This is a genomic window from Serratia sp. BIGb0163 (genome assembly GCF_024809935.1).
Classification (GTDB): Bacteria; Pseudomonadota; Gammaproteobacteria; order Enterobacterales; family Enterobacteriaceae; genus Serratia; species Serratia quinivorans.
The window spans coordinates 182711-209279 of record NZ_JANUDZ010000001.1 but is presented as its reverse complement, the minus strand read 5'-3'; the positions used below and the strand labels follow the sequence as shown (position 1 = coordinate 209279).

At 55.6% G+C, this 26569-nt stretch carries 23 protein-coding genes; 11 read left to right on the top strand and 12 right to left on the bottom strand.

All coding sequences use genetic code 11. From position 1 onward, the window contains the following. Window positions 1-79 precede the first annotated feature (79 nt). From rhtA to ybiO, 8 genes are all read left to right on the top strand, one after another. Window positions 80-967 (top strand): threonine/homoserine exporter RhtA, encoded by an 888-nt coding sequence (gene rhtA / locus M2406_RS01045; RefSeq protein ID WP_012005916.1) that lies wholly within the window; start codon window positions 80-82, stop codon window positions 965-967. Between the two features lie 145 nt (window positions 968-1112). Then, on the top strand, window positions 1113-1580 hold the full coding sequence (nanQ, locus tag M2406_RS01040; protein WP_017892118.1) for an N-acetylneuraminate anomerase: 468 nt from the start codon (window positions 1113-1115) through the stop codon (window positions 1578-1580). A 360-nt stretch (window positions 1581-1940) separates the two neighbouring features. After that, entirely contained in the window at window positions 1941-2444 is a 504-nt protein-coding gene (dps, locus tag M2406_RS01035; RefSeq protein ID WP_012005914.1) for a DNA starvation/stationary phase protection protein Dps, read from the top strand. 167 nt (window positions 2445-2611) lie between these two features. Further along, complete coding sequence (locus M2406_RS01030) at window positions 2612-2878, top strand: DksA/TraR family C4-type zinc finger protein (RefSeq protein ID WP_259188121.1); 267 nt, start codon at window positions 2612-2614, stop codon at window positions 2876-2878. 347 nt (window positions 2879-3225) lie between these two features. Then, window positions 3226-3969, top strand: a complete 744-nt coding sequence (gene glnH / locus M2406_RS01025; RefSeq protein WP_012005912.1) for a glutamine ABC transporter substrate-binding protein GlnH — start codon at window positions 3226-3228, stop codon at window positions 3967-3969. A 105-nt stretch (window positions 3970-4074) separates the two neighbouring features. Continuing rightward, the gene (glnP, locus tag M2406_RS01020; protein ID WP_012005911.1) at window positions 4075-4734 is read left to right on the top strand and encodes a glutamine ABC transporter permease GlnP; all 660 of its coding nucleotides are present in this window, start codon (window positions 4075-4077) and stop codon (window positions 4732-4734) included. Next, a complete protein-coding gene (glnQ, locus tag M2406_RS01015; RefSeq protein ID WP_012005910.1) occupies window positions 4731-5453 on the top strand; it encodes a glutamine ABC transporter ATP-binding protein GlnQ in 723 nt (240 codons plus the stop codon). Before glnP ends, glnQ begins: the two co-directional genes overlap by 4 nt. Before the next feature lie 154 nt (window positions 5454-5607). Next, the gene (gene ybiO / locus M2406_RS01010; protein ID WP_259188115.1) at window positions 5608-7821 is read left to right on the top strand and encodes a mechanosensitive channel protein; all 2214 of its coding nucleotides are present in this window, start codon (window positions 5608-5610) and stop codon (window positions 7819-7821) included. A gap of 6 nt (window positions 7822-7827) precedes the next feature. Here the strand turns inward: ybiO and M2406_RS01005 are convergent, their stop codons facing one another. The 6 genes from M2406_RS01005 to rlmF all read right to left on the bottom strand — a co-directional run bounded on the left by M2406_RS01005 (window position 7828) and on the right by rlmF (window position 16045). Further along, on the bottom strand, window positions 7828-8835 hold the full coding sequence (locus M2406_RS01005) for a S9 family peptidase (protein WP_259188113.1): 1008 nt from the start codon (window positions 8833-8835) through the stop codon (window positions 7828-7830). Further along, window positions 8832-9461, bottom strand: coding sequence for an N-acetyltransferase (locus M2406_RS01000; protein ID WP_259188111.1), 630 nt, complete (start codon window positions 9459-9461; stop codon window positions 8832-8834). Before M2406_RS01000 ends, M2406_RS01005 begins: the two co-directional genes overlap by 4 nt. A 10-nt stretch (window positions 9462-9471) precedes the next feature. Next, complete coding sequence (locus M2406_RS00995; RefSeq protein WP_135344497.1) at window positions 9472-10035, bottom strand: TetR/AcrR family transcriptional regulator; 564 nt, start codon at window positions 10033-10035, stop codon at window positions 9472-9474. Window positions 10036-10223: 188 nt separating this feature from the next. Then, window positions 10224-11528 carry a PAS domain-containing methyl-accepting chemotaxis protein gene (locus M2406_RS00990; protein WP_259188109.1) on the bottom strand — a complete coding sequence of 435 codons (1305 nt, stop codon included), beginning with the start codon at window positions 11526-11528 and terminating at the stop codon, window positions 10224-10226. Between the two features lie 322 nt (window positions 11529-11850). Then, window positions 11851-14859 carry a DUF4214 domain-containing protein gene (locus tag M2406_RS00985; protein WP_259188108.1) on the bottom strand — a complete coding sequence of 1003 codons (3009 nt, stop codon included), beginning with the start codon at window positions 14857-14859 and terminating at the stop codon, window positions 11851-11853. A 220-nt stretch (window positions 14860-15079) separates the two neighbouring features. Continuing rightward, window positions 15080-16045, bottom strand: a complete 966-nt coding sequence (rlmF, locus tag M2406_RS00980; RefSeq protein WP_259188106.1) for a 23S rRNA (adenine(1618)-N(6))-methyltransferase RlmF — start codon at window positions 16043-16045, stop codon at window positions 15080-15082. A 120-nt stretch (window positions 16046-16165) separates the two neighbouring features. Here rlmF and M2406_RS00975 point away from each other — a divergent pair, with 120 nt between their 5' ends. After that, window positions 16166-16804 carry a flavin reductase family protein gene (locus tag M2406_RS00975; protein ID WP_012005902.1) on the top strand — a complete coding sequence of 213 codons (639 nt, stop codon included), beginning with the start codon at window positions 16166-16168 and terminating at the stop codon, window positions 16802-16804. Window positions 16805-16867: 63 nt separating this feature from the next. On the opposite strand, the gene M2406_RS00970 is transcribed toward M2406_RS00975, so the two are convergent. The 4 genes from M2406_RS00970 to M2406_RS00955 all read right to left on the bottom strand — a co-directional run bounded on the left by M2406_RS00970 (window position 16868) and on the right by M2406_RS00955 (window position 21890). After that, window positions 16868-18724, bottom strand: a complete 1857-nt coding sequence (locus M2406_RS00970) for a M3 family metallopeptidase (RefSeq protein ID WP_259188105.1) — start codon at window positions 18722-18724, stop codon at window positions 16868-16870. A 49-nt stretch (window positions 18725-18773) separates the two neighbouring features. Then, complete coding sequence (ybiB, locus tag M2406_RS00965; protein ID WP_259188104.1) at window positions 18774-19733, bottom strand: DNA-binding protein YbiB; 960 nt, start codon at window positions 19731-19733, stop codon at window positions 18774-18776. A gap of 39 nt (window positions 19734-19772) precedes the next feature. Further along, window positions 19773-20405, bottom strand: a complete 633-nt coding sequence (locus M2406_RS00960) for an FMN-binding negative transcriptional regulator (protein ID WP_012005899.1) — start codon at window positions 20403-20405, stop codon at window positions 19773-19775. Window positions 20406-20468: 63 nt separating this feature from the next. Beyond that, on the bottom strand, window positions 20469-21890 hold the full coding sequence (locus M2406_RS00955; protein WP_259188103.1) for an MFS transporter: 1422 nt from the start codon (window positions 21888-21890) through the stop codon (window positions 20469-20471). A 100-nt stretch (window positions 21891-21990) separates the two neighbouring features. On the opposite strand from M2406_RS00955, the gene M2406_RS00950 reads away from it, so the two are divergent. Further along, window positions 21991-22827, top strand: a complete 837-nt coding sequence (locus M2406_RS00950) for a helix-turn-helix transcriptional regulator (protein ID WP_259188101.1) — start codon at window positions 21991-21993, stop codon at window positions 22825-22827. 47 nt (window positions 22828-22874) lie between these two features. Here the strand turns inward: M2406_RS00950 and M2406_RS00945 are convergent, their stop codons facing one another. Next, window positions 22875-23789, bottom strand: a complete 915-nt coding sequence (locus tag M2406_RS00945) for a DMT family transporter (protein WP_259188099.1) — start codon at window positions 23787-23789, stop codon at window positions 22875-22877. A gap of 136 nt (window positions 23790-23925) precedes the next feature. Between M2406_RS00945 and M2406_RS00940 the strand changes: the two genes are divergently transcribed. Continuing rightward, complete coding sequence (locus M2406_RS00940) at window positions 23926-24360, top strand: Lrp/AsnC family transcriptional regulator (protein WP_012005895.1); 435 nt, start codon at window positions 23926-23928, stop codon at window positions 24358-24360. Here the strand turns inward: M2406_RS00940 and dinG are convergent, their stop codons facing one another. Further along, window positions 24361-26559 carry an ATP-dependent DNA helicase DinG gene (gene dinG, locus M2406_RS00935; protein WP_259188098.1) on the bottom strand — a complete coding sequence of 733 codons (2199 nt, stop codon included), beginning with the start codon at window positions 26557-26559 and terminating at the stop codon, window positions 24361-24363. Window positions 26560-26569: the final 10 nt, after the last annotated feature.

Sequence of the window (26569 nt, the reverse complement as noted above, 5' to 3'; positions counted from 1 at the left end):
CTCATTTCATTTACACTGCCATCATCCGAATATCGACGGTCTTCCCTGGTAGTGGGAAACCCATAAAAGGCTCTTAAGGATGTCCTCGTCTGCAACCGCTAAAGCGTCTTCCACGCTGGTGCCTGTCTGTTTATTAATTATTGCCATGGTGTCGATTCAGACCGGTGCCTCACTGGCTAAAAGCCTTTTCCCGCTGGTCGGCGCTGAAGGCATCACCACGCTGCGCCTGAGTATCGGCACGCTGATCCTGTTCATTATCTTCCGCCCATGGCGCATGCGTTTCGCCGCCGGCAGCCGTCTGCCACTGTTTATCTACGGCCTGACGCTGGGTGCGATGAATTATCTGTTTTATCTTTCTTTGCGCACCCTGCCGCTGGGCATCGCTGTCGCCCTGGAGTTCACTGGGCCGCTGGCGGTCGCCATGTTCTCGTCACGCCGTCCGATCGACTTTCTATGGGTCGCATTAGCGATTGCCGGATTATGGTTCCTGTTACCGCTGGGTCATGACATGGGCAGTATCGATCCCATTGGAGCGGCCTGTGCGTTGGGTGCCGGTGCCTGTTGGGCGGTTTATATTATCTGCGGCCAAAAAGCAGGTGGTGACCATGGCCCCGGCACCGTGGCAGTAGGTTCCCTGATCGCCGCCGTGGTGTTCTGCCCGATAGGTGCCTGGCAAACCGGCAGCGCGTTGCTGAATGTCGACATCCTGCCCATTGCATTAGCTGTAGCCATTTTGTCTACGGCGCTACCCTATTCCCTGGAAATTATTGCATTGCCGAAAATTCCGGCGCGCACCTTCGGCACCCTGATGAGCCTGGAGCCTGCACTGGCAGCCCTCTCCGGCATGTTATTCCTTAATGAACACCTGACAACGGTACAATGGCTGGCACTGGCAGCGATCATCGCGGCCTCGATGGGCGCTACCCTAACCATCAAGCCAAAACCGCAAATCGAAAAGCTGTCCTGAGGATCGGCTACGCCTGCATTTGCCAAAAGCGGAATGCAGGCGGGTTAACTGTTTTCACAATGGCAAACAGGCATACTTTTCCGCGCAATATCCCCACGTTTTTATGGAAACGAACCCGACAGGGTTCAACACATGGAGAATTAAAGTGATTTATAACACTCTGTTTAACCCACGCTATGGCCGTGGGCTGTCACCGATACTGAATGAAACCCTCACCGCCCTTCGTCAATACGATCTGCCTGAGCTGGCACTGGGCCGGCATGAGATTGACGGTGAAAAAATTTTCATGGAAGTGATGACGCTAACCACCGGGTTGGCAGAAACGCGACGTGCAGTGCTGCATCAGGAATATGCCGAAATACATCTGTTAATCAGCGGTGAGGAACGTATTGATTACGGCATGCTGGGGGACTGGCAAAGCGAATTGCCCTATGATGAAGCTCAGGATCTGCAACTGTTGGACATCATCCGTCATCGCCAGACGCTGACGATGTTTCCGGGCATGTACGCCATCTTTTTCCCTCATGAACCGCATCAGGTCGGATGCCAGTTGAATACGCCGATGCCGATCAAAAAAGCGGTGGTCAAGATGCATTACACCCTGTTGCTGTGACCGGTGAGCCGGTCGATTCGGCCGGCTCTCTCGTCACTCTATTGAGAGCTGCAACACTGGAGCTTAAATTTAAAAACAGATTCATCCGAATAAAATAAAAGTGAACAATGTAATAAATTACATTTATAAATTATTACATCCGCAAACAGCCAGTAAAACACCAAAAATTAAAAGCAATAAAAATCAACACCTTAAATAAAAACCAATTTATACTCGTTAAGTTACTCTTATTATTTATCATTTTCAATTCGTTACTCCCTATTTATCCAATAGCCATTTTCGGCCTGAAAAAATTCATATCATTGCTATAATTAATCCCGTACCAAAATAGGACTACGTCACAACAAGAGGAGATCTGATATGAGTACCGCTAAACTGGTTAAAACGAAATCTTCTGAGCTGCTTTACACTCGCAATGACATGGACGAAAAAACCAAGCTGGACGCCATCAAGGCGCTGAACCGCCAGGTTATCCAGTTTATCGATCTGTCGTTGATCACCAAACAGGCCCACTGGAACATGCGCGGCGCCAACTTTATTGCCGTTCATGAAATGCTGGACGGGTTCCGTACGGCCATCATCGATCATCAGGATACTTTTGCTGAACGCATCGTACAGTTAGGCGGCGTCGCCTTGGGCACCGTGCAGGTTGTGAACGATAAGACCCCATTGAAAAGCTATCCGACCAATATCCACAGCGTGCAGGAACACCTGAAAGCGCTGGCCGATCGTTACGGTGCCGTGGCCAATGACATTCGCAAGGCCATTACTGAAGTGGCGGACGAAGATACCGCGGATATGTTCACTGCCGCATCCCGCGATCTGGACAAGTTCCTGTGGTTTATCGAGTCCAACATCGAATAAACCCGATAGTACCAATCAAAACGGCCCGCATCGCGGGACTCAGCAGGCTGCGGGCTTTCGCCCCGGCCTGTTTTTCTTTTCACGTGGCTTGAATTGCTCAAAAAACCGCCCATAGTAGATAAAACAGGCGATGAGCAGCAGAGCAGCACCACAAAAGTGAGGTGACTATGGCAAGCGGATGGGCGGCAGAAGGTGCCGTGCAGGATCAAATCGACTCCACCGTGGATGACGCCGTACAGCGTGCCAGACAGGCGCTGGGCCGGGGTGAAAGCCAGCATTATTGCCAGGAATGCGGAGAAGAAATTCCTTTAGCCCGTCGGCAAGCGCTGAAAGGCGTGCGCTATTGCCTGGCCTGCCAAACCGAGCTGGATAAAAAACAGGCGGCGAGCAGCTTATATAACCGCCGCGGCAGCAAAGACAGCCAGCTGCGTTAACAACGTGCCACCCCAAAGCCCTTTCAGTGAACACTCCTGCACCAGATGCAACAGCCTTGCGGCACAAAAGTTAGAGTTAGTTATCAGTATTGAAGCGAAACTGTTAACTATCGGTTGTTTCAGCCCCGTTATTTGGTTAATGATAGGCCAGTGCACCAACAGGCAACCCAGAGCACCATTTTGGGGCCTCAATTTGGTGCATGAAAATAATAATTCGATCTTCAAACACAACATCACACCACAACTCTTTGTTTTTATAGTAGTTGAAAAGATGGCACGATTCTTTCATGGCACCAACTGCAATATAAAAAATGGGTAATCCGCAACCTGTACAGGAAATTCCTCTCATGAAGTCAATTTTTAAAGTCTCCCTGGCCGCCCTTTCGCTGGCCTTTGCCGTTAGCTCCCACGCAGCAGATAAACTGGTCGTCGCTACCGATACCGCATTCGTTCCCTTTGAGTTCAAACAAGGCGATAAATACGTTGGCTTCGATATCGACCTGTGGGCCGCTATCGCCAAAGAACTGAAACTGGATTACACCCTGAAACCAATGGATTTCAGCGGCATCATCCCGGCACTGCAAACCAAAAACATCGATCTGGCGCTGGCCGGTATCACCATTACTGAAGAACGTAAAAAAGCCATCGAATTCTCCGACGGCTACTACAAAAGCGGCCTGCTGGTGATGGTTAATGCCAACGACAACAACATCAAGGGCATTGACGATCTGAACGGTAAAGTGGTGGCGGTGAAGAGCGGCACCGGTTCCGTTGATTACGCCAAACAACACATCAAAACCAAAGACCTGCGTCAGTTCCCGAACATCGATAACGCCTATATGGAACTGGGCACCAAGCGTGCAGATGCGGTACTGCACGACACGCCAAACATCCTGTACTTCATCAAAACTGCCGGCGCCGGCAAGTTCAAAACCGTGGGTGAATCACTGGAAGCTCAGCAATACGGCATCGCCTTCCCGAAAGGCAGTGACGAGCTGCGCGTGAAGGTCAATGGCGCGCTGAAAACGCTGCGCGACAACGGCACCTACAACGAAATCTACAAAAAATGGTTCGGTACCGAACCTAAATAACGGATGAAGTCAGTCACTGATTCACTTGAGCACAGGGGTGGTGTCTTAGCCCCTGCGCTTTGTTGCATCTGATTCCCACGTTTGGGATCACCGGGAGAAAACACCATGCAGTTCGACTGGAGCGCCATCTGGCCCGCCATCCCCATCCTGTTAGAAGGCGCCAAAATGACCCTGTGGATTTCGGTCCTCGGTCTGATTGGCGGCCTGATCATCGGCCTGGTTGCCGGCTTTGCCCGTACCTACGGCGGTTGGATTGCCAACCACGTGGCTCTGGTATTCATCGAAGTTATTCGCGGTACGCCAATCGTGGTGCAGGTGATGTTTATCTACTTCGCCCTGCCGATGGCGTTCAGCGATTTACGCATCGATCCTTTCAGCGCGGCGGTGGTCACCATTATGATCAACTCCGGGGCCTATATTGCGGAAATTACCCGTGGTGCCGTGCTGTCGATTCATAGCGGCTTCCGTGAGGCCGGCCTGGCATTAGGCCTGTCACGCCGTGAAACCATCCGTTATGTCATTATGCCGCTGGCGCTGCGCCGCATGCTGCCACCGCTGGGTAACCAGTGGATCATCAGCATTAAGGACACCTCGCTGTTTATCGTGATCGGCGTGGCGGAACTGACCCGTCAGGGGCAGGAGATTATTGCCGGTAACTTCCGCGCGCTGGAAATCTGGAGCGCCGTGGCGGTTATTTATCTGATTATTACCCTGGTGCTGAGCTTCGTTCTGCGTCGTCTGGAAAGAAGGATGAAAATCCTGTGATTGAATTTAAAAACGTCTCCAAGCATTTTGGGCAAACCCAGGTGCTGCACAACATCGACCTGAAAATTAACCAGGGTGAAGTGGTGGTGATTATCGGGCCTTCCGGCTCCGGTAAATCTACGCTGCTGCGTTGTATCAACAAGCTCGAAGAGATCACCAGCGGCGATCTGATCGTCGACGGACTGAAAGCTAACGATCCCAAGGTTGACGACCGGTTGATCCGTCAGGAAGCCGGCATGGTGTTCCAACAGTTTTACCTGTTCCCACACCTGACCGCGTTGGAAAACGTCGCCTTTGGCCCTATCCGCGTGCGCGGACTGAAAAAGTCGGATGCGGAAAAGCTGGCACGCGACCTGCTGGCCAAAGTTGGCCTGGCTGAACGTGCGCATCACTATCCTTCAGAGCTTTCCGGTGGCCAGCAACAGCGCGTGGCTATCGCCCGTGCGCTGGCGGTGAAGCCGAAAATGATGCTGTTCGATGAGCCAACCTCTGCGCTTGATCCGGAACTGCGCCATGAAGTGCTGAAGGTGATGCAGGATCTGGCGGAAGAAGGCATGACCATGGTGATCGTCACCCACGAAGTCGGCTTTGCCGAAAAAGTGGCGTCACGGCTGATCTTTATTGATAAGGGACGGATTGCGGAAGACGGCAACCCTCACGAGTTGATCAACAACCCGCCAAGCCCGCGTTTGAAAGAGTTCCTGCAGCACGTTTCCTGATTTATCCTGTTCAACGGCGGGCGCACTCAGCGCTCGCCGTTTCTATTTAGCACGCGTTCCCACTCCCCGCCTCGTATCATTTCCTACTATATTGCTTGTTTTTATTAACATTTGTCTTTAATCCGCCGATTTACAGAGCCCCAAGAGAGGATAAATGCCCGCAACCGCATACTCCCGATTAGGTTCTCATCTGCGAGAACGCTGGTTTCCCCTGTTACTGCTGCTGATAGCCTGCACAGTTTCCCCATTGGCGATGGCGCAATCCGCGCAGAAAACCGCCCCCGTTGACCAAAGCCAACAGCAAAAAGCCTCTTACGCCGCACTGGCGGATATTCTGCAAGACGATAAGGCCCGCGCCGCGCTGATCGGCCACCTCAGACAGGCAGCAGATCAATCTGCCAACGGCCCGCCGAAAACAGAAGCGTCAGAAACGCCAGAGTCGCTGAGCGATAATCTGAGCAATCTGGCACAAGGGGGCATCAGCAGCGTTAACCAAAGGCTGAACTCGCTGCAAAAGCTGATCGACTCGGGGCCAAAACGCAGTTTTAATCCCGACAGTTTTTTCCGCGCCCTGGGCTACTTTCTGCTGACGGTCGCGGTGACCTTCGCCATCTTCCATCTGATCCGTCGGCTGGTCCACCCGCTGTACAAACGCATGGGCAGTTGGGGACACAACGCCAAATTGCAGCAGGGGCCGTGGTATAAATTGCCGACGGCCATCCTCGGCGCTTTCGCCGTCGATCTGCTGGTATTGCTGCTGGCGCTGGCGGCGGGCAACCTGTTTGCGCGCCATGTTAATGCCGACAGCGCGACCATCCTGCGTTTGCAAACCCTGTTTCTTAGCGCCTTTGCGGTTATCGAATTCTTCAAGGCGATACTGCGGCTGATTTTCTCGCCCAACTTCGATTATCTGCGCCCCTTCCCGTTTAGCGATGCCAGCGCCCACTACTGGAACCAGCGTCTCGCCTGGCTGAGCGGCCTGATTGGCTACGGTCTGATGGTGGTGGTGCCGGTAGTGGCGACGCAAATCAGCTATCCGGCTGCGGCGGCCGCCAATCTGATTATCATGCTGGCCCTGACGCTGTATGCGGTGGCACTGATCCTGCGTAACCGCAAACCGATACAACGGCAAATTAACCTGCTGGCCGAACGATCCATGGCATTTTTCAGCATTATTTTGCGCGGTCTGGGCCACGTCTGGCACCTGCTGGCGATCGCCTATTTCCTGGTGTTATTTGCTCTGTCGCAGTTTGATATTGGCAACAGCCTGCGCTTTATGATGACCGCGACGGTGAAAAGCCTGGTGGTCGTTGGCCTCGGCGCCCTGCTTTCCGGCATGCTGACCCGTTGGATTTTCCGACGAATCTCACTGCCGGAAGACGTCAACCGACGCTACCCAATGCTGGAACGACGCATTAACTCCTATATTCCCAATGGGTTGAAAATACTGCGGGTGATAGTGGTGTTGGCGGTGACGCTGCTGCTGTTTGATGCCTGGCATCTGATCAATTTGTACCAGTGGGCCGGCAGCGAAAACGGCGAGAAAATCATTGGCGGGCTGGTGCATATCCTGCTGATTGTGGTGATTGCCGTGTTCAGCTGGACGCTGATGGCCAGCATTATCGAACACCGCCTGGCATTGGAACTGAGCAACGGTATTCGCCCGAGCGCGCGTGAACGTACCTTATTGACGCTGTTTCGTAACGTACTGGCGATAGTGATCAGCACCATTACCATCATGATTGTGCTGTCACAGGTGGGGATTAACATTGCGCCCCTGCTGGCCGGTGCCGGAGCACTGGGGCTGGCTATCAGCTTTGGGGCGCAAACGCTGGTGAAAGATGTGATTACCGGGGTATTCATCCAGTTCGAAAACGGCATGAATACCGGCGAATATGTCACCGTCAGCGGTATTACCGGCACGGTGGAGCGCATGACCATCCGTTCAATCGGTCTGCGGGACGACTACGGCGTGTATCACATAGTTCCCTTTTCTTCGATCACCACGCTGGCCAACTATGCCCGCGAATTTGGCGTCTACCGAGCCAATTACAGCGTTAGCCGCGACGAAGACATCGATCATGTCCATCAAGTGCTGCATCAGGCCGTTGATGCATTGAAACAAGACGATCAGGTGAAACATTTTCTGGTCGGCGAACCGGTATTCAACGGCGTGGTCGCGCTGGGTGACCGTTCCTTCACCACCCGGGTCACCGTTCGCACCCAGGCGTTGAAACAGTGGGTGGTGCAGTACGCGCTCGATCGCTTGGTAAAAATGCATTTTGACCAGGCCGATATCGCCATGCCACAACAGGCCATGCAGCTTTCTTATGCTCCGAACGCGGGAACGCCGCCGGAAACGTCCTGACAATCATCACCGCGGCGTGCAGGGGTGGGCGGCAAGGAACGCCGCCACATCCTGCAGGTAAGCGTCATACTGTATCGATCGCGGCGCAAACAGGCCGACAATATTGATCAACGACGGGTAACGGACAAACAGCGGTTTGACCATGGCATGGTCAGCCTGCTCGATGCGCATCACCGTCAACAGATCGGCGGAGATGACTCGCCGGTAAACGCGTTCAGTTTCGTTCGCGTCAACGTTAATGTCACGCCCCCCCACCATCAGGTGTACCGGTGTTTTGTAATGGCTCAACCCCGCAGTGGCATCACTGGCCATGTTGGCTCGAATAAACTGCCAGCGATCGGCACTCAAGGCCGCCGCAACACCATACTCTCTGCGGTACTGCGTGTAACCGTCCGGCTGTTTTAACAAGGACAGCACGCGCCTCCCCTGTGCTTCGCGTTCCTGAATTCGTTGCTCATCAATACCTGCAGCCTCCATTTCCGCTCGGGTGTTATATTGCCCTTGCGTTAACCAGTTGATCGCCGGAGACATCACCAACGTAAAAACGATATCGGGCCGCAGTCGTGCAACTTCTGGCATCACCCAACCCGCCTGGCTTGCGCCCCACAACCCGACACATTGCGGGTTAAAGCGTCCGTCTTTTCTGGCCCAGTCAATAATGTCCGCCGTTTCTTTTGCCCGGTCATTCATGGTTTGGTGCAACCAATTGCCAGAAGAGCCGCCGACACCCGGTTTATCAAAAGATAAAACGGCATAGCCCTGTTCAGCCATGCTTTCCCAAATACTGTAGTAGGCTTCGTCACGGCTGGCATTGGCAGGGCCATCACCATGAACAAAGACAATCACCCCCGGCTTCCCCTGCATGTTCTTCGGCAGCACCAGCGTACCGGCAAGTGAGTTCCCACCAGCGGCCAACCGAACCGGTTCTGTGACATATTGATAGTCATTGACGTTGAGAACCCAGCCTAACGCCACCACAAACAGTGCCAGTAAAGAAACGACTATTTTTTTCATCGTGTTTCCCCGATGCGCTTCTCCATGAGCAGCCAGTTTGCCTGGCGAAACAGCAACCACAGCGAAGCATGTCTCTCCCGCCGACCGATGTTGAAACCACATTGTTGATACAGCCGCCGTGCGCCGGTATTTTGTTGGCTCACGTGCAAACGCAGCCAACGGTTAGGCCGCTGTGCCGCCGCATACTCCGTTATCCATTGGATCAACATTTTCCCCACGCCTTTGCCCCGCTGCTTTTCATCCACCGCCAGGTAGGAGAGATACAGTTCACCGCCAGCAGGATCATGCTGTAACGTCACGATTTGCAGGTACATGCGCCAAAAGTTCAGCATGCCGTAACGGCGGCACAAACGCAGGATTGGCAACGGGCGTTCCCTTAACGCAGAATTACCCAGTCGCCCCGCTGACTTGAGCCCAAATGCTGCCACTACCTTACCCGCTCGCCTAACGACAAAGCTCTGTTCCTGACTGGTGCTCTGTTTCCAGCTCCACAGCCAGTAAAACAACCGCCATTGTTGACGTGCGCTCAGCCTGCACTGGCGTTGAAATTTGTCATCGAAGGCAGAGTAAATCAACGCTGCCGTCTGTAATCGGCAGGATTCGCGGTAAGGTTGTATATCAAGCATTTTGCCCCCATTACCCTTGCGTGAAAATCAACTGTTCCAGCAAGTGATTGGCCACCGTCGACGCCTTGCGAGGGAAAATCGCCTGCCGCCAGGCCTGGCCTTCAATCACGTCCAGAATCAGTTGGGCAAGCTCGCGCGGATCCAACGCTACCGCAATCTCGTCAGCCTGCTGCGCCAGAACGATAACCTGCACCAGTGCATCCATCAGTTGCTGCTGGTTGGCATCAAATCGCTCCGCCAGGGTGGGATTACGCGCAACCTCCGCCACAATCTCTGCCGACAATTGCACGCTGTCCGGTGAAGACACAAAAGCGTGATAAGCGTTGAAAAAGTCGGACAGCGCCTGCTTTGGTCGATGTTTCCCTGCGGTCAACTGTGCGGCAAACTCGCTGAAAAACGCATTCTCCAGCAACGCGATTTCACCAATCAAATCATCCTTACCAGCAAAATGATTGTAAAGATTGCCCACGCTGACGCCTGCTGCCAGTGCGATATCTCGCATACTGGTCTGGTGAAACCCCTTGTGGGTAAAGCTATGCAATGCGGCATCAACAATTTTTTCTCGGTTTCCCATGGTTCTGTCTCGCGGTTGAAATGTGGCTAGCGATGTTCAAAACAACTAAAAGTGAACGAACGTTCGTTCACTTTTAGTTGTAGCATACAGAATGTCAAACCGGCGAGTTTGAACCAAAGATAAACAATCAGGAGAATAGTAAAGCGATAAAGGCGCTAACCCCGTTGCCAGGGCTAGCGCAGGGGCGATCAGTGCAATGCACCTTCTTGTTTAACCGACGTGAAAGTCTGCATAAGTTTCACCACGTCCTGCATGCCCACATTCACCTGATTGATCACCTCACCGGCATCATGCGTCAGGGCAACGCCACCGCCCGCTTGCTCCACACAAACCGCCATTCCGGCAATCGCCGCCGCCACGCCCTGTTGAATCGCTTTGGTAATCCTTTCGATTTCTGTCGCCGCCTGGCGGGACTGTTCTGCCAGAGTACGCACTTCGTTGGCGACCACGGCAAAACCGCGCCCGTGTTCCCCCGCGTGCGCGGCCTCAATAGAAGCATTGATTGCCAGCAAATTGGTTTGAGAAGCAATTTTACGGATTGACTCCACCATGGCACCAATTTGCTGTGACCCTTTGCCCAGTTCGCTGACCACGGCGGAAGTATCGCGTGCGGCCGCTTCCACCTGCTGCATGCCCGCCACCGCCTGCTGCACGATCACCGCCCCCTGCGCCGCGGTTCTGTCGGTATCCAAAGAAAGGTGATGCGCGTTGCGTACCATCTCTTCCTCGTGCTGCTGCTGGATCATCAGCCGGGTAATGTCCTGGGCAATCTTCACCACTTTCACCAGCCGCCCATCTTCGTTGAGGATTGGGTTATAACTGGCCTCCAGCCAGACTCGCTCCCCACGACGGTTTACCCGCTCAAAACGCCCGGTAATAAACTCACCGCGAGCCAAACGCTGCCAGTGCTGACGGTAATCGTCAGAGGCGGCAAATTCTGGCGGGCAGAGCACCGCATGCGACTGTCCGCGCGCCTCCTCCAGCCGATAACCCATCAGATTCAACATATTGTCATTAGCGTCGAGGATCTTTCCCTGTGCGTTGAAAGTGATCATCGCCATAGATCGATTTAACGCTGCCAGTAAACTTTGATGTTCCTGTGCCTGGGTAATGCGTTCGGTCACCACGCTGGCAATCTTGACGATCTCCATCACCCGCCCCTGCTTGTTCAATACCGGTGTATAGGTACCCTGCAGCCATACAACTTCACCGTCTTTGCGAATGCGCTTTATATTGTCGGTAATCGGCTTGCCATGATTTAACATTTCCCAGTGCTTACGGTATGCCGTACTCGTAACATATTTCGGGTCACAAAAAATACGGTGATGTTGGCCGATGACTTCCTGGCGCTGGAATCCCATAGTTTGCAGAAATAAATCATTGGCTCGCAGCACGGTGCCGTCGGGTTTAAATACAATCATGGCAACGGCATTTTCTATCGCGTTCAATTCCGCACGGCTGTGGGTGTTTAACTGACTGAATCGTAACAGCATAGGGTAAAAATCCTTCTGGCAGATGATTTAGCGAACAATGGCTTCTCATTTTATTTTTACGCACGCCGCGCCCACACGCAGGCGCGCATCAACCAGAGAAACAGGCAGGCCTAATTCTCCAGACAGATAACGCTAACCGGGATAAATATATCAATTCAGTAAAGTAACTATTAATTTTTGAATAAATAATTAAATCAGGATTTTTATTATGGTAACCGCATTGAGAATAACGCAAGTTGAAGAAATTGAAAGGAAAACGCGAAGTATTATTGGCGCCGGTTAAATAACCGGCGCCTGCGGACATTAATACGACAGCCGAGACTCAGGCGACCAGTAATTCCTCCGTCGATGCCGTAGCGGTGATAGTAACCTCCGGTGGGAGATAGCGCAGCTCACTGAGCAGCATCTGGTGATCCTGGCCCAACAGCAGGATCACGCTGTCAGCCGCATCCAGCCGGTGATCGTCGTTATTGTCGACAATAATATAACTGCTGTTTTGATCGGCCAATACGCTGCTCACCCCCACCTTAGCGCTGAGAGCCCCCGGTCTGCCCAGATCCAGCAGTGCCGCCAGCAGTTGGCTGGCGCTGCCCATCTGTTCATCCCCCAGCACACCAATCCGGGCTTCGATATTTTGGCCGTCGCTGGTGCCGTAGTCCGCTAATGAGCGACCTCCGGCATCATGGGATAAGCGCACTCCGGACAAAACGTCAGTAATGCTGTCTTGCTGCAGTGAAAAACCCTTGAGTGTGACGCCGGAAGCCGCCGTGCTTGATTGCAGAGTTACGCTGTTCTGCCCTGCACCTGCGATTAGCGTGGTATCTCCCTTGATGTTGAACTGGTCATTGCCCCCTCCACCTTTGACTAACAGTTGCTCACCCACCAGCCCCAATTCGGCCAATAACGGATCCAATTTGGCCTGGCTGGCACCGCTGAGCGGCAGTAAATCCAGCATCTGGATCAGCGTACCGTTTCCGCTGCCGCCATGGGCCGAATTCAGGGTGAACGCATTACCGGCAAAGGCGGAAGCGTCAATCAGCCCCACGTTGTGGTAGCCCTCCTCCAGCGTCAGGTTAAAGCTCGCTCGACCCGAAAGCACAATGTCATGCACCTGGTCATTGCTGCCGGTCAACGTCAGTGCGCTACGCCCCCAACCCGTGGCATTGATGGCAATCAGCTCCAGCGGATTTTCACTGCCGTGAGAATCCAGCGCCAAAGACCCGACGTTTCCGCTGCCGGAAAATAACAGATCGACGCGGTGAGTGGCATTCGCCAGAAAATCGATTTCGAGCCGGCTGTCCGCCTGATCGCCCACGCTGCTGATTTCAAGCCGTGCAGCATTCGCATTAGCGTTAATCACTTTGACATTATCCGCCCGATCGGAAAGCAACAGTCCCCCGCTACCCAGATCGTTCGCAGCCCGATCCTGGACGACATACCCACCCCGAGTTCCCTCTACCGTCGCGTGACCATTTAGCACGCCATAGTCAAAAACGTGGGCTTCAGTCGCCAGTTTTTCTGTCTTAATCCCACTCCAACTGACCTTATTCAGAGTCGCTTCAGCCTGGCCGATATAACCAGCCAGGCTGAGCTGTTCAAAATGGCTGAAGTTGGCAGCGTTGCTGCTCACCGTGCTAACACGCATTCCCCAAAGATCGAGTGTAGAAGTGAGTTTGACGATCAGGTTAGCAGACAAGATGTCCATGCCCGCACCGCCGTCGGCTCTCAGCGCCCAACCGACATGGTTTGCCCCTCCAGTGGAGTTCCCGGCCCACAACAGGCTGTCATTGCCCTCATTGAGATTAAAATTCCCGCTGGCGGCAGCCACATCGGCCAGCGCCGTTAACTGTACCTGATCGCTACCGTAGGTACCGTCGAGAGTGACGTTGGCGTTATTTACGGTCACCGCCACGCCATATTTAACGTTCGGGTTATGATGCAACTGAATGGCCGCAGCCCCATTCCCATTGATAGTCAAATAGGAAAGCTGGGAGGCATAGCTCAGATCCACAGAGACATCCTTATCTGCATTGAGGAAAACCCGGAACAGTACGGCAGTTTCCGCGTTGCTCAGCGAGTGTCCGACATGGGTGTTTACCGTCCCGTAAGCATTTCCACCCTCTTCGCTAGTGCCAAGTGAAGCCGTGGTTTTATAGGCCAGACTTTGGCCAATCTCACGGGCAAACGCCCATTGCTCACTCTGAGTCACTCCGCCAGTGACGTCGTTAGTCATCAGATCCTCAACTACCGCCTGCGTAATCACCCCCTTGTCGTCACCCAAAGTCCGATAATGTGCCAGTTGCTGCTCATCCGCGGCTCTGCCATGAACCGCCTGATACACGTGTTGAATAAAAGCATCCCCCTGCAAATCACCAATCTGTCCCTGAAACTCGGGGGTTGCCAACAGGGCAGCGACCAACTCCGGATAACTCAGGGTGCCGGAGGCCAGGGTTTTGCTCCAGGTTTCCAGTGACGCGGCATCAATACTCCGTTCAGGAATAGCGCGAAACAGCGCTGCCACTTGTTCCAAATAAACCGTGGCAGGCAGTTCCCCCGACGGATATTGATAACCGGCATCATTGAAATGCTGCTGCGCAACCTGATCTTCCGGTGCCACTTCGCCACGTAATTGCTCAATCATGGCAACCAGCAAATCGCCACGCGTCGCCCCTTCCGCCAGTTGATTTTGATAATCGGTCAGCTCAGACGTCGTTGGCGGGCGCTCAAAACCCTGTTCGAACAACTGCAAAATAAAATCGCCGTCCGAAAGATTATTGATTGGCAACGTCTCTATTTTTTCCTGCGCCAGAACGCCCAGGTCGGCCCCCTGATTAAGCTGACGGCCATAAGAATTGATTTCGTCAGTCAGCCAAGGGGCTTTCAGTAGGTAGAACATGGCGATGGCATCAGCGGCCCCTCCGACAGCATCATCGGCAACAGAAGGGAATAGCCCCTCGGCAATCCTTTGATCCAATGCGTCACGCTGCGCGAGGATAGCCGGATCGTCCCCCAGATAATTAAAAAGACTGATGACCACACTGGCGATCGCGCTATTGAAATGGCCCTGTGTAAGCAGCTCGTTGATATAATCCGGGTCGGGGTAGGCGTTATAAACCGAAAGGTAGACTGAGGTGAGAATATCGTATTCGCTCTGGCCGTTCATCCAGTCGGCATCAGGCTGACTCATTAAAATACTGGCCATGTACGCCGGTGGCTGGCTGCTGATATCAAATTGACTGTCGTAATAGTCAATTTCAGAAACCGTCGGCAGACGTCCGAAAATCCCGATGATCAGAGCGCCGACTTCTTGTTGCGTAGATAAAGGAATCATAATAACTCCCACTAATGTGTCGAATGAAAGATACGGCACATCAGTGCCGCAACCTGTCTCCAACTGCATGGAGAGAGACGATGCACACTGCTGGGATAGCTATTATTGGTATGGCTACAGTTAAGGAACCTTAATGGGATATGTCAAGAAAGGGTGTCAAGCCTAAAGTCGGTATGGGAGCTGCCTCCCATACCGGCAAAAATCTGTGCAAACTCCGAAATTAGCGCCAGCGTTCTGCCGCCCAGGCGGCCTGTTGCTCGGCGTCATGGAAGGTCCAGGCGACAAAGCGGCTGATTTTTTGCCCCTGCGCCATCTCGATAGTGCGCACTTCCGCCACCCCGGCCAACTTCGCCGCGTGATAAATCGACGGCAAGGTGGTGTGTTTGGATATCAAAGAAGTGAACCACAGGCAGTTCTGCACCTTGCTGACGCTTTCTTCGACCATTTTACGCACGAAGGCTTCTTCGCCGCCTTCACACCACAGTTCGTTATTCTTGCCGCCAAAGTTCTGTACCGGCTTGTCGGCCACTTCGCCCTTGCCCAACTTGTGCAGTTTGCGGCGGGTGCTGGCCTGCGCTTCCTGCTCGGAGCCGTGGAATGGCGGGTTGCACAGCGTAGCGTCAAACTTCTCAGCCACACCAATGATGCCGTTAAAGATAAACTCCGGCTGTTTTTGCAGGCGCAGACGCACGCTGTTTCTTAACGTCGGGTTCATTTCGACGATCATTTTGGCCGAATTGAGCGACACCGGGTCAATCTCTGAACCGGTAAAACGCCAGCCGTATTCGCGCAGGCCTACGATCGGATAAATGCAGTTGGCACCAATGCCCACGTCAAGGATCGCCACGCCTTTGCCACGCGGGATCTCACCGTCGTTGCTGGTCGCCAGCAGATCGGCCAGATGGTGCAGGTAATCGGCGCGCCCCGGGATTGGCGGGCACAGGTAATCGGCGGGAATATCCCAGTGCTCGATACCATAGAAGTGTTGCAGCAACGCACGGTTGAGCATTTTAACCGCCGCCGGATCGGCAAAATCTACCGAGATATCGCCCCAGGCGTTCGGCTTGACGAACGGCTCCAACGCCGGGCAGCTGGCGATCAGCGCCGGAAAGTCATAGCGTGAGCGATGACGGTTACGCGGGTGCAGTCCGCTTTTCTGCTGCGGGAAGCTTTTCTTTTTTTCCACCGTGACGGGCTCTCTTAAAGGTATTTCTGGCACGTAAGATACCATAAAGCGAAGACAAACTTGCAGGCGGCGGGAAACACGTCAAAATATTAGCTCTGTTTCCCCTATCTCAGGCCACCTATGAGCAGTGAGTCCCGTTATTACTATGAACCCGCCGCCGGCCATGGTTTGCCGCACGATCCGTTGAACGCCATTGTCGGCCCGCGCCCGATAGGCTGGATTTCCTCGGTCAGCGTCACCGGCCAACGCAACCTGGCACCCTACAGTTTTTTTAATTGCTTCAATTATCGTCCGCCGATCATCGGCTTCGCCAGCAGCGGCTGGAAAGACAGCGTGGCGAACATCGTCGAAACCGGGGAATTTGTCTGGAATCTGGCGACGCGTCCACTGGCCAATGCCATGAATAACAGCTCCGCCAGCCTGGCGCGCGGTGAAGATGAATTTGCCTTTGCCGGCGTGACACCGCTGCCCAGCCGCCTGGTGAAGGCCGAACGCGTAGCGGAAAGCCCGGTTAACTTTGAATGCCGCCTGTCGCAGTGCATTCAATTGCAAAGCGCCGCGGGTGACAAGGTGGATACCTGGCTGGTGTTGGGGGAAGTGGTGGCGGTGCATATCGATCCGGCGCTGCTGGACGAACACGGCATCTATCAGACTGCCGCCGCCGAACCTATTCTGCGTGCCGGTGGGCCGAGCGCCTACTATGGCATCTCGGAACAGCACCGTTTCGACATGACCCGCCCGGATGCGCAAAAGCGCTGATCGCTCACGGGTGGTGATAAAAAGCCCGCCGGTGCAGACACGCGGCGGGCTTGTTCAGCGATTTCAGGCCAGACGTGCGTTAATCGCTGCGGCGAAGTCACGGCACATCTTTTCATCGCCCTCGGCGTTATCCGCCAGCACCTGCTCGCCATCCACCACGCGGATATGCGCCGCCAGGTCGAAGTCCGCCGCCGGTTGCGGCCGGGCAGCGGCAGCAGCGATGGTCTGCTGAGCATCCTGCCACGCCTGCGCCACCGTCTGGTTACAGGCCTGCGCCAGATAGTCCGGGTTAAAGCCTTCGCCGGTCAGGCTGCGTAGCGTCTCATCATGGCTGACACCGTTACCCGGTAGCCAGTAGTGGTGCGCCAGATCCGGGCCAATCGCCGGGTTATCGGTAAGATAGCCGTCACGCTGCAGGAAGAAATGGCGCGTCTGTTCGACCGCCATCAGTGCCAGCAGATACCCCTGATAGGAACAGGCTGACTCCAGCGACAACAGATGCGGGATCGCCAGCGTCGGACGCGGGCTGCCGCTAATGCCCAGAATTTTGTGCTCAACCTCGCGCGCCAGTGCGGTAATCGCCTCTGGTGTCAGCTGTTGCTCATCCCACTGATACAGCGCCCACTCAAAGTAAGGCACCAGCAGAATATGACGTTCGTTGAACGCACGCATCGGCTGGCGTGCCGCAATACTGGCCTCAATCAATTTATCCGGCACCGGCTCACCGGCGGCGTTTTTCGCATAGCGTTTCAGCCAATCGGCGTCGTCCAGCAGGCTGTCACAGAACATCGACTGGGTTTCCGCATAGGCCATTGAGGTCGGAGGGAACTCCTGCGAGAAGCAGGGTGCGTTCTGGCAGATATTGGCAAAGTGCGCGGCATGCCCGCCCTCATGGAACAGCGTATTGAGCCCATGAGCGCCACTGCCCACCTGATCCGGCTGCGCCAGACTGGTGAAGTTAATCCGCGCCGGCAGCCATTTCCCCTGCTGGATAAACGGCGGTACCGGGCCGTGCATAAAGCCGTTTTCATACTTGCCCTGACGCACCAACAGATCGAGATCCATCTGCGCGCCACGAAAACCGATGTGCAACCTTTTGAAGCTGTTGATCCAACGTTCAAGCGACTGGGCAAACGGGAAGTAAGGATCCAGTTGTCGGGTCACGTCACCGGCACTGGCGAAGCGCACGTTCCAGGGTTGCAGCGCCTGCTCGCCCTTTTGCGCCGCCAACTGCTGCAGACTGCGTGAATTGGCCTCGCGGGTTTGCTGCTCAAAACGATCCAGAATGGTGAACAACTGCTCCGGCGTCATGCGCTCGGTTTTGTTGACCTTGTAGTCGAAATAGTTGCGAAAACCCATCTGGCGCGCAAAGCGGTTACGCAGGCTAATCAGCTCCGGCAAACCGTTGTGCAACAGCCACTGTTCCAGCTCACGCAGCGCATTCTGCGAACTGCGGCGGTAGTCTTCGTTTTCATTAGTGGCCTGGTTGGTCAGCAACTCACCGAGCGAGGCGTTCACCCGCTGCCCGGCGGCATTCAGATGGCTGACCGGGTTGGCCTTGCGCCGGGTATACAAGTCCGCCTCGGCACTGATGATTTGATCCAGCAGCGTCTGAGCCTCGGCATCTTCAATGGCGTTACAGTCAAAGAAACGCAGCCAGCCATTCAGTCCATGTTGCAGCGCATCGCGCTGTGCGTCCTGCGGCAGAACTTCCAGCCCAGCCAGCAACTGACGAATTTCCGCCAATCGACGCGGTTCGGCGATAAAGCGTTTATAAGCGCTTTCCGCCGCCGAAAAACGTGCTGAAACATCGTCACCACCGGTGCCCATATAGTTGTGCCAGAACAGATCTTCTTTGGTGCGGTGAACCTCAAGATAATCCTGATTCAATAGATTGAAGTAATCGAGAGCCTGTTGCATAACCATCCTTTCAGCCGAATAGCGAAGTGTTCCAGTATAGCCAAGGGATTTACGCGCTGCGTAAACGTTCCAAACCCTGTTCCAGGGTGTCAACCTCACCGGCGGCCAGCAGGCAGCAGGCAATCTGGCGTTGGATCGCCAGCGGAACCGCCACCTCACCCGCCAGGCAACGTTCGGTCCAGCGCGCGGTGGTCTCGGCATCTTTTGCCGCCGGCAGCTCGGGAATTTCATCCTGCACTGGTCGTTCCAGCAGCACCTGCTGCTCGCCGTTAACCATGTAATGGATCTGTGGGCATCGCTGCGGGTTGGCATAGGCCTCGCCTTCGGTACCGTGCATCAGTAGCCCACGAGCGCCGATTTGGCGGAAAAACGAGGCCACACGGCCGACGTATTCCGGGTGCGACACGCTGGCAATACGCAGCACATCCTGCTCGGCAAACGGGGTGGCCAGTTTGGCCAGGGTATGGGCGCTGTTACGCACCCCCATGCGCCAGCGCAGGCCAAGTTGACGCTCCAGAGGGGCAGACAAGGTGGAAACCGGGATAAACACGACTTCACCTGCATCCAGGCGCTGCTGCGCATGAGCAACATCTTGCGACCAGGGCAGGCCCAACGCCTGGAAGGTTTCGGCGCTGGTGACGCGGGTGCTGTCATCGAGCACGCCATGTACCACCACCGGCAGACCGACGCGTTTGAGCAACAGCGCCAGTAGCGGCGTCAGGTTCGCCTGTTTGCGCGCGCCGTTATAGCTCGGCAACACTACCGGCATCGGTCGCCCAGACGGAGCCTGCAGGCGGATCACCTGCTGTTGCATCGCCTGATAAAAGCCGAGCATTTCCTCTTCGGCTTCGCCTTTAATCCGCATGGCAATCAGGATGCCGCCCAGTTCCAATTCGCCAACCTCATCGGCCAGCATCTTTTGATAGAGCTGAAAGGCGGTTTCCCGATCCAGATCGCGCGCATGGTTCTTGCCACGGCCGATCTCTTTAATGATTTTGGTGTAATCCATGGTCTGCTTTCCCCTGATTCAGTCTGGAGCCAGCATACCTTATCCACGCCGCCGCTCAACCTCATCTGCCAGTTGCTGCTGGTCAACATCACCGGCTCTCAGCGCGGCGATCACCCCCTCGACATCTTCGGCGTTGCGGTTCTGGCTCATCTTCCATTTGCCTTCGCGGTGAGTCACGGCGATCTCGATACCGACAATGCCCCGGATCTGTGCAGCGATATAATTGGCCGGAGCATCGCCGATATGCCAGGGTTCAGGCTGGCGGCCTTCCTGCAACGCCGTCAACCCGTCCAGCTGTTGTCGCAACCAGCCCGCGTCCTCCGTTACCCGCGGCACACCGCTCAGTTGCACCACGCTGTAATTCCAGGTCGGCACCACCTTGCCGGTCTGACGCTTGGTTTCATACCAGCCCGGCGAGACATAGCCCTCACGCCCCTGAAACACTACCAGGCACTCCGGCACGGTCTGTAGCAAGGACCAATGGGGATTGGTGCGGGACAGGTGCGCCCGCAACACAATATTGCCCTGCTCATCGGCGTCAATCAAAAACGGCAGCGGATCCGCTACCAGTCCCTGTTCACCGTGGCTGATTAACATGCCCAGCGGGTGGGCACGTACCAGAGCAATTTGACTTTCCAGGCGGTCATCGCGAAATGAGGCGGGTTGGTACATGACGTCAGGCATCCTTCAACGTTATCGGGTGGATGAATAGCAATAACACCCGCCACAGCTTTACTAAAGATCCACTTTGCGCTGTTGTTGGATGATCCACCTCAGCAGCACCAAGGCAACGGCCATCGCCAGCAGGTTGTAAACCATGGCCCCGGCAAACGCCCGCCCATAACCCTCTGCGCCCGCGCCGCCCGCCAACAAGGGAACAAAAAACGCGCCGCTGGCGGCAATCCCCAACGCCCCACCCACCTGTTGCACAGTAGAAATCACCCCGGCCGCCATCCCCGCCTGTTGTTCTTTTGCCAGTCCGAGCACCAGGTTAAGCAGCGGTGTCATACTCAGTGCCTGACCAAAACCCAGAACAACCAGCCCCGGCAACAGCCACAGTGGCTGAACCAGCGCCGCGCCCCACAGCACCTGCGCCACCAGCAGTGCCATCCCGGTGGCGTAAATCACCACGCCAAGCGCCAGCACGCCGTTGCCCCAGCGCTGTACCAGAGTCGGTGCCAGCAATGAGGCCAGCATAAAAGCCACGCTGGCGGGTGCAAACAGGCTGCCGGCCTGAAACGGCGTCAGGCCAATCCCCGCCTGCAACAGCAGGGCAAAACACAAAAAGAACGAAGAGGCGGTCGAGTAAATCGCCAGCACCACTGCCACGCCCGGGGTAAAACTCCCCTGCCGCAGCAATGCCGGATCCAGCACCGCGTCCCCCGCACGCTGCGCCAACCGCCGTTCCCAGCGGATAAAGGCCCACAGTACCGCTATGCCCAGCGCCAGCGTAGGCAACACCCACCAGGGCCAGCCACGCGACGGCCCTTCCAGCAGCGGAACCAGCAGCAACAACAGCCCGGTTGCCGCCAACAGCAGGCCAACGCCATCCAGCCGCTGCGCCTGTGCGAGGCGTGATTCAGGAATACGCCGCGCCGCCAGCATGGCCAGCGCACCCACCGGCAGATTGATCAGAAAAATCATTCGCCAACCGCTGCCGAAGATATCGGCTTCGATAATAAAGCCACCGAAAATCTGACCAAAAATCGCCGCCAGCCCCAGCGTCATGCCCAGCCAGGCAAAGGCCCGCCGCCGCTGCTGCGAGCTGTACAACACGCGCAGCAACGCATAGATCTGCGGGAACAACAGCGCCGCCGTCGCCCCCTGCAAAAAGCGCGCTACGATCAACATGCTCAGGGAGGTCGCCAAGCCACACAGCGCAGACGTTAAGGTAAAGCCCAACATGCCGAGACTGAACATGCGACGACGACCAAAGCGATCGCCCAACCGCCCACCGGCAATCAGCAACACGCCGAATGCCAGCTCATAACCGGCAATAATCAGACCCAGGCCGGCAAAATCAGCGGCGAATTGTTGCTGGATCACCGGCGCTGCCACGTTCACCACAAACAGGTCGAACACCGTGACAAAACCGCCCAGTAACAACACCGGCAACCCCGACAGACGACGATCGTCCCCCGCTAATGACTGTTCCATAATGACCTCCAGAGATTGGGATGGCGGCAGTATGGAACATGTCTTAAACTGTTACTATATAGCCAGTTATACTATTACTAACAGCAACAGGACAGCCACTATGCCGCCGCGTACTCTCAACCGCACCCGCCAGGATCTGGCGGATTTTCTGCGTCAAAAGCGCGAGAAATTATCGCCGCAGGCAGTAGGTCTGCCGAGTGGTACCCGGCGCAGGACTCCGGGGCTGCGACGGGAAGAAGTGGCCGCTCTGGCGGGCGTGGGCCTCACCTGGTATACCTGGCTGGAACAGGGGCGGGAAATCAATGCCTCGGTGGATTTTCTGGAGAATCTGGCACGGGTGCTGAAGCTGGACGCGACCGGGCGCTACCATCTGTTTTTGCTGGCGCATCAACGCCCGCCGGTACCGGTCGGTCATCAGTGGTGTCAGGTTTCGCCGCTGGTGCGCCGCCTGCTGGACGACCTGCAACTGCGGCCGGCTTACGTCATGAACCTGAGCTGGGACATCATCGCCTGGAACCCGGCGGCGGATTTGCTGTTCGCCATCGGCGATCGCCCGGCGGAGCAGCGCAACATGCTGTGGATGCTGTTCGCCGATCCACAGCTCAACCAGCGCCTGGTGGAATGGCAAGCGCAGGCGCCTCAGGTTCTGGCCAGCTTTCGCCGCGACTACGCCCGCGCGCCGGAAGACGCCACCATGCAGCAACGGGTGCAGGCACTGGAGCAGGTTTCGCCGCAGTTCCGCCAACTGTGGCAGCAGCATGATATTCACGGTCGTTGCCAGGGGCAGCGTACTTTCAAGGTGCCGGAGGTCGGCCAGGTGACTTTTGAACATGCTTCGTTCATTGTCGATGAGGAAAATCATTTACGACTGGTGATGTACAGCGCGCTGGCGCAATGCCCGGCCAGCGCGGCGTTTGAGGCGTTATTGCAGGGGTAAGGCTATTTACGACTGTCAAAAATCAGCTTGCAGGCCAGCCCGGCAAATCACTGTTCAGGTGCCTGCTTGCCGCCTGGCGCAGCCGTTAGCCGCATGCGGCGCTCACCCAGCAGGTTCATGCCTGCGGCTGCCAGCAGGATAATGGCCGCACCGGCAAACTGCAGCGCCACCAAGCGATGGCCAAACGCCAGCCGGTCTACCAGCATGGCGGCAATCGGATAAATAAACGACAGCGAGCCGATCAGGTTGGTCGGCAGCTTTTGGATCGCGCCATACAGCAACACGTACATGAACCCGGTGTGCAATACCCCGAGCGTCAGCAGTATGCCCCATTGCCCGGCATTGGCCGATGCATGGAAATCCACCAGCGGCAGCAGCATCACTACGCCGACCGTCACCTGGATCAGCGCAATCAGATGTGGCGGCGTTCCTTTCAGCCGTTTGGCGGCCAGCGCCATCAGGGCATAGAAAAACGCCGCCCCCAGCGCCAACAGAATACCCATCAGGTAGTTGTTCTGTCCGCCCGCCTGCTTCGGCTGCGCCAACACCACCAGCATCATGCCGATAAACGCCAGCACCAGCCATAACAGTTTACGGGCAGTCAGTTTCTCACCGAGGAACAGCGCGCCCAGCGCCACCAACATAAACGGCTGGGTGTTGTACACCGCGGTAGCGATGGAGATCGACGCATAGGAATAAGCGGCAAACAGCAGCAGCCAGTTGATCACCAGCGCAATGCCACCGGCAACCGCCACCAATAGCGTGGTGCGGGTCAAACTGTCACGCCGCAGTTGGCCCAGCGTCGCGCAAATGCCCAGCAGTACCAGTGCCCCCACCGCACAGCGCCAGAACACCACATTCACTACCGATTGGCCCGACATCAGCACAAACCAACCAATGGTGCCGGAAATCAGCATCGCGGCAATCATCTCCAGCGAGCCGCGTTTTATTTCTGCGTTCATCGTTGTTTCCTCAGGATAACTCAATACGCTTAGCTTGCGACTTTCTCGTGCCGGTTTCTATGGCATAAAAAAGGCCAACATGCTTAACTGCCTTTTTATTTAAGGCATAAATCAAAATTAACCTAATGGGGAACTTATGGATGATATCGATCGCCAAATACTGACCCTGCTGGCGGAGGACGCACGGGTGTCACTGAAAACGCTCAGCGCCAGAGCCGGGCTGTCTTCACCCAGTACTTCAGAGCGCCTGCGGCGGCTGGAAGAAAATGGTGTGATCCAGGGTTATACCCTGAACGTCAACTTACAGGCATTGGGCTACGCTTTTCAGTCGCTGGTGCGCATCAAACCGCTGCCGGGCATGCTCAAGAAGGTCGAACAGTTGATCCAGGATATCCCGGAGGTGATTGAGTGTGACAAGGTGACCGGCGAGGACTGTTTTATCGTGCGGTTGGTGGCGCACTCGATGGAGCAACTCGACCAGATCCTCGATCGGCTGGCCGAGCGCGCGCAGAGCAACACTTCCATCGTCAAAACCACGCCGGTGAAGCGCCGCCTGCCCCCGCTGCTTTGATTAACGCGTACGTCGGCGGGTAAACGGACTCTTGCGCTTTTTGTCTTTTTTCTCCGCCGCAGCGGCAGATTTAATGGCGGCCAGGTGTGCCTTGTCGGCCTCCGGCACTTCGCGCTGTTCGATAGGAAATACCGGCAGTGACGCCAGCAAACGCGAACCGTAGCTTTTGGTCAGCAGGCGGCGATCGTAAATCACGATCTCGCCGTGGCATTCATTACTGCGGATCAGTCGCCCCACCTGTTGGATCAGGTTGAACGAGGCGCTTGGCAGGCTCTGCACTTCAAACGGATAACGCTTCAGCGATTTTAGCCATTCCCCCTCGGTCAGGATCACCGGGCTATCAATGGGCGGGAAGGCAATCTTGTGGATATGCACCTGGGTCAGCAGTTCACCTTTTAGATCCAGCCCTTCGGCAAACGACTGCAGGCCGATTAACACGCTGGCCGTGCCCTTTTCGACCCGTTTACGGTGTTCTTCCACCAGCCGGTAGCGCGGCTGATCGCCCTGTACCAGCAGCATCAGGCGCAGATCGGTCACATAGCTGAGGAAGGTCTGCATCGCCCGGTGGCTGCTGAACAGGATCAGCATCCCTTTGTGCTTGCCAGTGGCCTGCTCGGCGCGGAAAAAGCGCGCCATCTCTTCCAGATGTTCGGCTTCATTGGCCATCGACGGCTCAAAGCGCATATTCGGAATAACAATCTTGCCCTGTTCCACATGATTAAACGGTGAAGACAGGGATTCAAAGCGATCGCCGGCTTTTTCACTTAATCCGCTCATTTCCTGCAGCCGCGCAAAGCTGTTCAGCGAGCGCAGCGTCGCCGAGGTGATCACCACGTGCGGCACCTTACGCCATAGCAGCTTTTCCAACTGATCGCTGACGCGAATGCCCACACAATGCAGGTACAGGTGGGTCACGTTATCACGCAGATCGCGCGTGACCCATTTGGAGATCGGTGCGTTGGAAGATTTATCCAGCGCGGCCAGCCGCCACAGTTTACTCATCGCCTCCAGATAGCCCAGGGTGCGGCTCATCTGAATGATCGAGCGGTGCAGCCGCACAATGTCGTGCTTGCCGGTCTGTTCGCTGAGATCGTTGACGATAAACTCCGCCAGCCCGCGCAAGGCGTCGGTCAGCTTGAACAGGCGTGCGCAGGTTTCTACCATCTCCGTCGGTAGTTCCCCCATTTCAAATCGATGTTCGGCGATGACCGTATCGGTCGGCAGATAGGCGCTGACCTGATGCTCGAAGATTTGGATCAGTTCGCGCAGTTCTTCACAGTGGTTCTTCAAACGTTCGTCGTTTGCCAACCCCGGCGGGCTTTTCGGCCGGTATTGCGTCATGCACAGCTCAACCTGGCGCACGATCATGTCCAACTGCAGATTGGTCGATAAGGCGGTGATTTCACCTTCAATCTCCAGCGCGTCACGCGCTACCTCCGGCAGATGATGCCCTTCGTCCAGCACCAGCAGCAGCTCTTTCGGGTTCGGCAGTACCGACTCGGTTTCCAGCGCCGCCATCACCAACGCATGGTTAGCCACCACCACGTCGGCGGTTTCAATCTCTTTACGCGCGATATAAAACGGGCATTCACGAATGTAATGGCAGTTACGGCCCAGGCAGTTGGCTTTATCGGTGCTGAGCTTGATCCACAGCGGATCGTCAATCGACAGCTGATAATGGTCGCGAAGCCCGTCCCACTCATGGCGGCCAAGCGCCTTGCTCAGCTTCTGGCACAGCGCCTGCTCTTCGCCGCTCGAAGGCGCAAGTTCGTCACCCAGAAACAGCATCAGGTCGCCCTGCTCGCTGACGTCAGTGCAGAGCGCCGCTAGGTTACGCGGGCAAACATAGCGCCCACGGCCAAAGGCACCGGTAAATTTCAGATCGGGAATGATCTTCTTCAGCAGCGGCAAATCCTTGCTGTAGATCTGATCCTGCAGTGCCACGTTGGCGGTGCTGACCACCAGAGGTTTACTCTCTGCGCGGCCGACGGCGATCCCCGGGATCAGGTATGACAAGGTTTTACCTACGCCGGTCGGAGCCTCAATCGCCAGATGGCGCGGGTAATCACCGGCCAGCGTTTTTGCCACTTCGGCGATCATCTGCCGTTGCGGTGCACGGGAAATAAAATCCGGTATTTGCTGCTGCAGGGCTTTGTACCACTGGCCAATCTGATCTTTAACTGCGGGGGAGAGCGCCATTCAACTCTAT